Below are 7,114 nucleotides of genomic sequence, written 5' to 3' on the forward strand. Positions count from 1 at the left end.
GTCTTATTGCTCGCCGAGCTTCATATCCGGGTGATATTCCTTGCCTTCGACCACCTTGGTCACTGCCTGGCCGCAATGCATGACGCCGCTTGCGGCGTTGAAGGCATAGCTGGGTGAACCCGCAAGTTCCCATCCCTTGTTCAGCGCTTCGGTGACCCGGTGACAGAATTTCGCATCGTCGGGACCGGTTATGAAACGATAGACCTTCACGTCGTTTTTGCCTTTCTTTGTGCAATGATGTCGGCCATGGCGACCAGCCTTTCAGCCTGCCCCACATGCAGCCGTTCAATCATGCGACCATTCATGTTGATGACGTTCAATTCCACAGATTCCGGTTTTGCGAAAGCGGCAATAATCTCACGCGCTTCCGCAACCGCCGCCTCATCCGGGCCGAAGTGCCCGTTGGCTGCCTCGATCTGGGCAGGATGGATCAGCATCTTACCATCGAAGCCCATGGCGCGGCCCTGTTCACATTCAGCTTCGAAAGCCTCGATATCGCGAAAATCATTCGAGACGCTGTCGATGACATCGAGCCGGTACGCCCGGGCGGCAAGAACCACCTGCATCATCCACGGAACGAGATAGGTGCGGCCGGGAAGGCGCGGGACACGCGTTTCCTTACGAAGATCGTTGAGACCGATGACGAAAGCAGCAAGACGGGCATTCGGCGTATGGGCTGCGTCGGCAATCGAGGCGGCGTTCAGGACACCAAGCGGGGTTTCGATCATCGCCCAGATTTTCAGATGTTCGGGCGCATCCGCCTCGGCGAGAAGATCGGCCACCTCATGAATATCGGAAGGCTGCTCCACCTTCGGCAATAAAATTGCGTCTGGATGGCAGGAAAGCGCAAGCCGCAAATCCGCCTTTCCATCCGGCGTCGACAGCGGGTTGATGCGGATAACGGTTTCCCGCCCGTCTAAAACCGGACCCGAAAACAGCTTTTCAAGATTTTCCCGCGCCTTGCCCTTCATGTCGGGTGCAACCGAATCCTCCAGGTCGAGGATCACGCCATCACAGTCGAGCTCCCGGATTTTTTCGAGTGCCCGGACATTGATGGCCGGAACTGACAGCAAGGAACGACGTGGTCTCACGGAAATATTTTCGGAAAAATTGACGATGCCGCACTTGTGTCAAGCTTTTGTGACATCTGCAAGCCGACAATCCACTGAATCCTCTTGCAAGCCGGAAGAAGAAGGCCCACATTCGTCTGGATAGAAAGGTTTGGATCATGCAAGGCATACGTTCGTTTTTCATCGCCGCATCTGGCATTGCAATTCTGGCGATCGTCGCTCTTTTCACCGCATCGCTTACGGTGGCTTTCATCGGCGTGCTTGCGGTTATAAGTGCTGCCCGCCTGCTTTCCGCGCGTCTGAAGCCGGCCCCCATTCCGGTCAAGCCCCGTAACCAGCGCGACATGCGCGTCTGGAATGACGGCAAGGGCACGATTATCGATCTCTAAGATCGCTTAATCCGGTCAGATGACGATAACGCCGCATGAGGCGTACCGAAGGACGCGGGTTTGCGCTTCTAAACCGCCGAGTTTTGCGGTATTTCCCCGTGGAGAACATCCGGCAGGCTTTTACCAGTGCCAGATTGTTCAAGGGAAACACGGAAAGCGACAGATGGAAAAATTCACCAAGCTGACGGGCGTCGCCGCGCCCATGCCGGTCGTTAATATCGACACCGATATGATCATTCCGAAAGATTATCTGAAGACCATCAAGCGCACGGGTCTCGGCAAGGGCCTTTTCGCTGAGTCCCGGTATCTCGAAGACGGTTCGCCCAATCCCGATTTCGTGCTGAACAAGCCCGCCTACCAGAACGCCCAGATTCTTGTCGCGGGAGACAATTTCGGTTGCGGCTCCTCGCGTGAACATGCGCCATGGGCGCTTCTCGATTTCGGCATCCGCTGCGTGATTTCCACCAGCTTTGCTGACATCTTCTACAATAACTGTTTCAAGAACGGCATCTTGCCCGTTGTCGTCAGCCCGGAGAACCTTGAAAAGCTGCTGGACGACGCCTCGCGCGGCTCGAACGCGGTTCTCTCCATCGATCTGGAGCGCCAGGAGATCAGCGGCCCCGATGGCGGCACGATCAGTTTCGAAATCGATGAGTTCAAGCGTCACTGCATGTTGAACGGCCTCGACGATATCGGCCTGACACTGGAACATGCCGGTGCCATTGACACGTTTGAAAAAGCGAACGCCTCGGTCCGCCCCTGGGCCTGACCACATTTCCGCCCTTCAAAAAAGCCGATCCCGTACCAAACCGTACCGGATAGGCTTTTGCTTTGCTTGAAAAGCCCTTGAGGCGGAGATAAGAAGCGCTCGATCCCGTCCAGCTGAGATACGACTTGGCATGCATCGGACGGAACGAGTTTGACGCCGCGCTCGCCGCCATCGAAAACCCTTCATGATGTTTTCCGGCGCGACGCCCAAGGAGGGTTCTCATGACAGTCCGTTCGCTTTTCCTGCTGCCCGGTGACGGTATCGGCCCTGAAGCCATGGCTGAGGTCCGCAAGCTGATCGAATATATGAACAGCGCGCACGATGCCGGTTTCACCGTTTCGGAAGGCCTCGTCGGCGGTTCGGCTTACGACGCCCATGGTGTGGCGATTTCCGACGCGGATATGGAAAAGGCGCTTGCCGCCGATGCAATCCTGTTCGGCGCCGTCGGCGGTCCGAAGTGGGATGGCGTGCCCTACGAGCATCGCCCGGAAGCGGGTCTGCTGCGTCTGCGCAAGGATCTCGAACTTTTCGCGAACCTTCGCCCTGCCATCTGCTATCCGGCACTCGCCGCCGCTTCCTCGCTGAAGCCGGAACTGGTTGAAGGCCTCGATATCCTCATCGTTCGCGAGCTGACGGGCGGCGTTTATTTCGGCGAACCGAAGCAGATCATCGACCTGGGCAACGGCCAGAAGCGCGGCATCGATACGCAGATCTACGACACTTTCGAGATCGAGCGCATCGCGAGCGTCGCTTTCGAACTCGCCCGCACCCGCGATAACCGCGTCTGCTCGATGGAAAAGCGCAATGTCATGAAATCGGGCGTGTTGTGGAACCAGGTGGTCACCGAAACCCATGCCGCCAAGTACAAGGACGTGCAGCTGGAGCATATGCTGGCGGATGCCGGCGGCATGCAGCTGGTTCGCAAACCCAAGCAGTTCGACGTGATCGTCACCGACAACCTGTTCGGCGACATGCTCTCCGACGTTGCCGCCATGCTGACAGGCTCGCTCGGCATGCTGCCGTCCGCCTCGCTCGGTGCGCCCGACGCCAAGACCGGCAAGCGCAAGGCCATGTACGAGCCTGTGCACGGTTCAGCACCGGATATTGCCGGCAAGGGCATTGCCAACCCGATCGCCATGATCGCCTCCTTCGCCATGTGCCTTCGCTACTCGTTCAACATGGTAGACGAAGCCACCAGACTGGAGACGGCGATTGCAAATGTGCTCGACAAGGGTATCCGAACGGCCGACATCATGGCCGATGGTTCCCGCCAGGTCAGCACCGCCGAAATGGGCGACGCGGTTCTCGCCGAATTCAAGGCGCTTTCGGCATAAGATTTGAGACAGGCTGGGCAGTCGGCACCGCCGTCTGCCCATCCTCCTTTGGCAGAAGATGCTCGTAGCGCCGGTCGGTCAGCGTCTTCAGGAATGCCACGATGGCATCCACCCGCTTGTCATCCAGCGCCGGGGCAGATGTCAGTTCCGTCATGGCGATGTTCTCAGGCACCTCCGGCGCATCCCAGGTCTTGCCGGTTTCCGGATTGATCTGACGGCTGGGCTTCTTGCTCTTATATTTCACGTAGAACAGCACGACCGTGCGTAAATCCTTAAACACACCATTGTGCATATAAGGACCGGTGACGGCGACGTTTCGCAGCGTCGGCACCTTGAACTTGCCCCGCTGGGCAGGATCACCCGCGACTTCAGGATTCTGCGCCAGACCGAGATCGACTGCGCCAGGCTTTGAACCATTCGCGGCCCGGACAGATGTATTGGCGGGCACACCGATGTTGAAATATTTATGGTTGGTGAAAAGGCCGTCTTCCAGACCCTTGGCACCACGAATTTCATGGCAGGTATTACAATTGGTGAACTGCGTAGACGAAATCAGAACGCGGCCCAGTTCCTCCTGATCGGTCAGCTTTTCTTCGCCGCGCAGGAAGCGGTCATATTTGGAATCGAAGGTGGAAAACTCATCCGAACGCTCGAAGCTCGCCAGCGCCTTGGTCATCGCGGCATAGGCGGTTTCATCGCTCTGGAACACATCCTTGCCGAACTGCGTGCCGAAGGCCGCGACGTAATCGGGGTTTTCTTTCAACCTCTTAACGACAGCCGCCTTGTCCGGCATTCCCATTTCGACAGAGTTGAGCGGTGGCCCGCCCGCCTGATCCTCAAGCAAAGAGGCGCGCCCATCCCAGAATTGCCCGCCGACATACTCTCCCGCCGCGTTCTTGCCGAAAGGTGGCGTGAACCTCGCATAGGCAGCGGTCGGCGCATTGCGATCGCCAAGGGAAATCCCGTCATCGCCGAGCGATACGTCCCGCCCGACCTTTTCGTTCTCCCGCGCATCGGAAAAACCGGCCGCCTGCATATGACAGGTGGAACAGGCCATGGTGCGGTTCATCGAAAGATTGGGATCATCGAAGAGGATCGCACCAAGCTTTTCCAGCGTCGCATAGTCTTCACCGCCATGGGCAGTGATGCCATCGAACACGGTTCCCAAAGGAGCCAGCAGAATGGCTGCGGCAAGAGCGGCAGAGAGGAAAAATCCGGGTTTCGTCATCGGTAGGCACGCTCGAAATAAAATGCGCGATAACAGGTTCGGGCCGGGAAATATGAGGCGGTTTTCAGGCCCGTCGCATTTCACCGGACATGGATCGCCGGAGCCAGGCCCGCTTTTCCATGTCCCATAAAAGACCTATAGCACTTTTCCGTGATCGGAGCCTAGAAACTTTCGCATCCTGCTCCACTTTGTCACACGTCCCCAGCTAGAACCGTAAACGATCAACCGCCTCTGGCGATGGCGTGGAAGAAAGCGCCCGAGACAAAACCTCTCCTACCGCCCGATGGCCCGAGTGGGCGACCCTGCCCGTCAGCAATATGAGCGAAGGGCTCATCACGGCCGAGATCGGTGACCCGAGCATAATGAAACTCATGACCGCGCAGAACATCTCCCGCCATGCCGAGCGGGCTATCTGCCGCGATTGTGGCCTGCCTGTAGCCGAGATTCATCTTCCGTGTCGCAAAGCTCGTGGCGTGCGACAGAAGACCGGTCATGGCATGGGTCACGCCCTCTGCATCCTCCAGCCACTCACCGAGCACCATGTACCCGCCGCACTCGCCATGAACAGGTTTTGTCTGCGCAAAACGGGCAATACCCGCCTTGAAGCCGACGGCACCGGCGAGTTTTCCGGCAAAAAGCTCGGGATACCCACCCGGCAGCCAACAAATATCGCAACTCTCATCGGGCGCCTCATCGGCGAGCGGCGAAAACGGCACGAGCTCTGCTCCGGCCGCGTGCCAATGCTTCCTCAGATGCGGATAAAGGAAGGTGAAAGCCGCGTCTTCGGCCAGTGCGATACGCTGACCCGGCGGCGCAATGGCCGCCTTGTCAGAACCATCAGGCATATTCACCGGTGCGGCGAGCGCGAACAAGGCGTTGAGGTCAATGGATTTTTCCATCGCATCCGCCAGCCGGTCTATATGGGCGTCGATTTCCGGATGTTCGCTCGCCTGCACCAGCCCCAGATGTCGCTCTGGCAGGATGAGGGAAGGATCGCGCAGAACGCAACCGACAACGGGCAGGCCGGTTTTTTCGATGGCCTCGGTGCACAGCGTCCGGTGCCTTTCACTACCGGCCCGGTTCAGCACCACCGCCCCCATGGTGACCTCAGGGTCGTAATGGGCAAAACCATGCGCAATGGCAGCCGCCGTCTGCGACTGACCGGAGACATCCAACACCAGCAGAACAGGAATACCGAACAACCGCGCCAGATCCGCCGCCGAGCCGGTGCGGTTTTCCGCCACGGGAATTCCGTCGAACAGGCCCATAGCGCTTTCGATGAGAACGAGTTCTGCATCCTCGGTGTGCTGCGAGAAATGATGCCGCAACAGGTCCGGCTGCATGGCCCAGCTGTCCAGATTGAGACCTGGCGTGCCCGTGGCGAAGGCATGGAAACCGGGATCGATATAATCCGGCCCCGTCTTGATGCCGCGCACCTTGACCCCGCGACGCGCGAAGGCCCGTAGCAGGCCGATTGTCACGCTGGTCTTACCGGAACCCGAGCGCGGCGCGCCGATGATGATTGCCCGTGCCGTCATGAACCGGACACTCCAAGACGGTCCCGCATCGAAACAATCTCGCCGATAACGATCAAAGCCGGTGCTTCGAAATTTTCCCGCTTTGCATCGTCAGCTATATTTTCCAGTGTACCGATGAAAATCCGCTCCTGCCCCGTGGTGGCCGACATGATGACAGCGACAGGCGTTTTTCCAGAACGCCCACCCTGCATCAGAAGACCCGCAATCGTGCCAATATTCTTCAGCCCCATATAAACGACGATGGGTTCCCGCGTTTTCGCCAGGGCCAGCCAGTCGAGATCTTCGTCGGTACCCGCCGCATGGCCTGTGGCGAGTGTGACGGCGCGGCTGATGCCGCGCATGGTGGCAGGAATGCGTGCCGACGCGAGTGCGGTGAACGACGAGGTCATGCCCGGCAATATGCGAAACGGAATGCCGGCATGGACAAGCGCTTCCGCCTCTTCGCCTCCGCGACCGAAAATAAAGGGATCGCCACCCTTCAGGCGCAGCACCTTTTTGCCCTGCAACGCAAAATCGATCAGCGAAGCGGTGATGTCATCCTGCGTAGCCGAAGGTTTGCCACCACGCTTGCCGGCAAAGACGATTTCCGCTTGAGGACCAAGCGCCACGACATCGTCGCTCACCAGCGCATCGCGCACGATGATATCGGCCTGCGACAGCGCGAGCGCCACTTCGAGCGTCAGATAACGCACATCACCCGGCCCCGCGCCCGCGAGCCAGACGTGGCCAGCTTCGAAGACGGGACCCTTTGGGGTGATGCTATTCAAAATCTGCGGTATCGACATT

The 7,114-nt window shown here is 58.5% G+C and carries 8 protein-coding genes; 3 read left to right on the forward strand and 5 right to left on the reverse strand.

Annotation, left to right across the window (positions count from 1 at the left end):
• Window positions 1-3: 3 nt before the first annotated feature.
• Together ACFVTJ_RS22045 and ACFVTJ_RS22050 are read right to left on the reverse strand one after the other, a co-directional pair.
• Window positions 4-210: a DUF1737 domain-containing protein gene (locus ACFVTJ_RS22045; protein ID WP_003505258.1), complete on the reverse strand. Its 207-nt coding sequence runs from the start codon at window positions 208-210 to the stop codon at window positions 4-6.
• Window positions 207-1,118 carry an HpcH/HpaI aldolase/citrate lyase family protein gene (locus ACFVTJ_RS22050; protein ID WP_386910798.1) on the reverse strand — a complete coding sequence of 304 codons (912 nt, stop codon included), beginning with the start codon at window positions 1,116-1,118 and terminating at the stop codon, window positions 207-209. Before ACFVTJ_RS22050 ends, ACFVTJ_RS22045 begins: the two co-directional genes overlap by 4 nt.
• A gap of 110 nt (window positions 1,119-1,228) precedes the next feature.
• Between ACFVTJ_RS22050 and ACFVTJ_RS22055 the strand changes: the two genes are divergently transcribed.
• The 3 genes from ACFVTJ_RS22055 to leuB all read left to right on the forward strand — a co-directional run bounded on the left by ACFVTJ_RS22055 (window position 1,229) and on the right by leuB (window position 3,562).
• The gene (locus ACFVTJ_RS22055; protein WP_386910713.1) at window positions 1,229-1,459 is read left to right on the forward strand and encodes a hypothetical protein; all 231 of its coding nucleotides are present in this window, start codon (window positions 1,229-1,231) and stop codon (window positions 1,457-1,459) included.
• A 163-nt stretch (window positions 1,460-1,622) separates the two neighbouring features.
• The gene (gene leuD / locus ACFVTJ_RS22060) at window positions 1,623-2,228 is read left to right on the forward strand and encodes a 3-isopropylmalate dehydratase small subunit (RefSeq protein ID WP_077983639.1); all 606 of its coding nucleotides are present in this window, start codon (window positions 1,623-1,625) and stop codon (window positions 2,226-2,228) included.
• A 221-nt stretch (window positions 2,229-2,449) separates the two neighbouring features.
• Window positions 2,450-3,562 (forward strand): 3-isopropylmalate dehydrogenase, encoded by a 1,113-nt coding sequence (gene leuB / locus ACFVTJ_RS22065; protein WP_386910714.1) that lies wholly within the window; start codon window positions 2,450-2,452, stop codon window positions 3,560-3,562.
• Here the strand turns inward: leuB and ACFVTJ_RS22070 are convergent.
• The 3 genes from ACFVTJ_RS22070 to cobA form a co-directional block, all read right to left on the reverse strand.
• Complete coding sequence (locus ACFVTJ_RS22070) at window positions 3,543-4,790, reverse strand: cytochrome-c peroxidase (protein ID WP_386910715.1); 1,248 nt, start codon at window positions 4,788-4,790, stop codon at window positions 3,543-3,545. The genes leuB and ACFVTJ_RS22070 overlap by 20 nt on opposite strands.
• Before the next feature lie 221 nt (window positions 4,791-5,011).
• Entirely contained in the window at window positions 5,012-6,328 is a 1,317-nt protein-coding gene (locus tag ACFVTJ_RS22075; protein ID WP_386910716.1) for a cobyrinate a,c-diamide synthase, read from the reverse strand.
• Entirely contained in the window at window positions 6,325-7,113 is a 789-nt protein-coding gene (gene cobA / locus ACFVTJ_RS22080; RefSeq protein ID WP_386910717.1) for a uroporphyrinogen-III C-methyltransferase, read from the reverse strand. Before cobA ends, ACFVTJ_RS22075 begins: the two co-directional genes overlap by 4 nt.
• Between the last annotated feature and the right edge of the window lies 1 nt (window position 7,114).

It is taken from the genome of Agrobacterium sp. NPDC058088 (assembly GCF_042885035.1).
In the GTDB taxonomy this organism is placed as follows: domain Bacteria; phylum Pseudomonadota; class Alphaproteobacteria; order Rhizobiales; family Rhizobiaceae; genus Agrobacterium.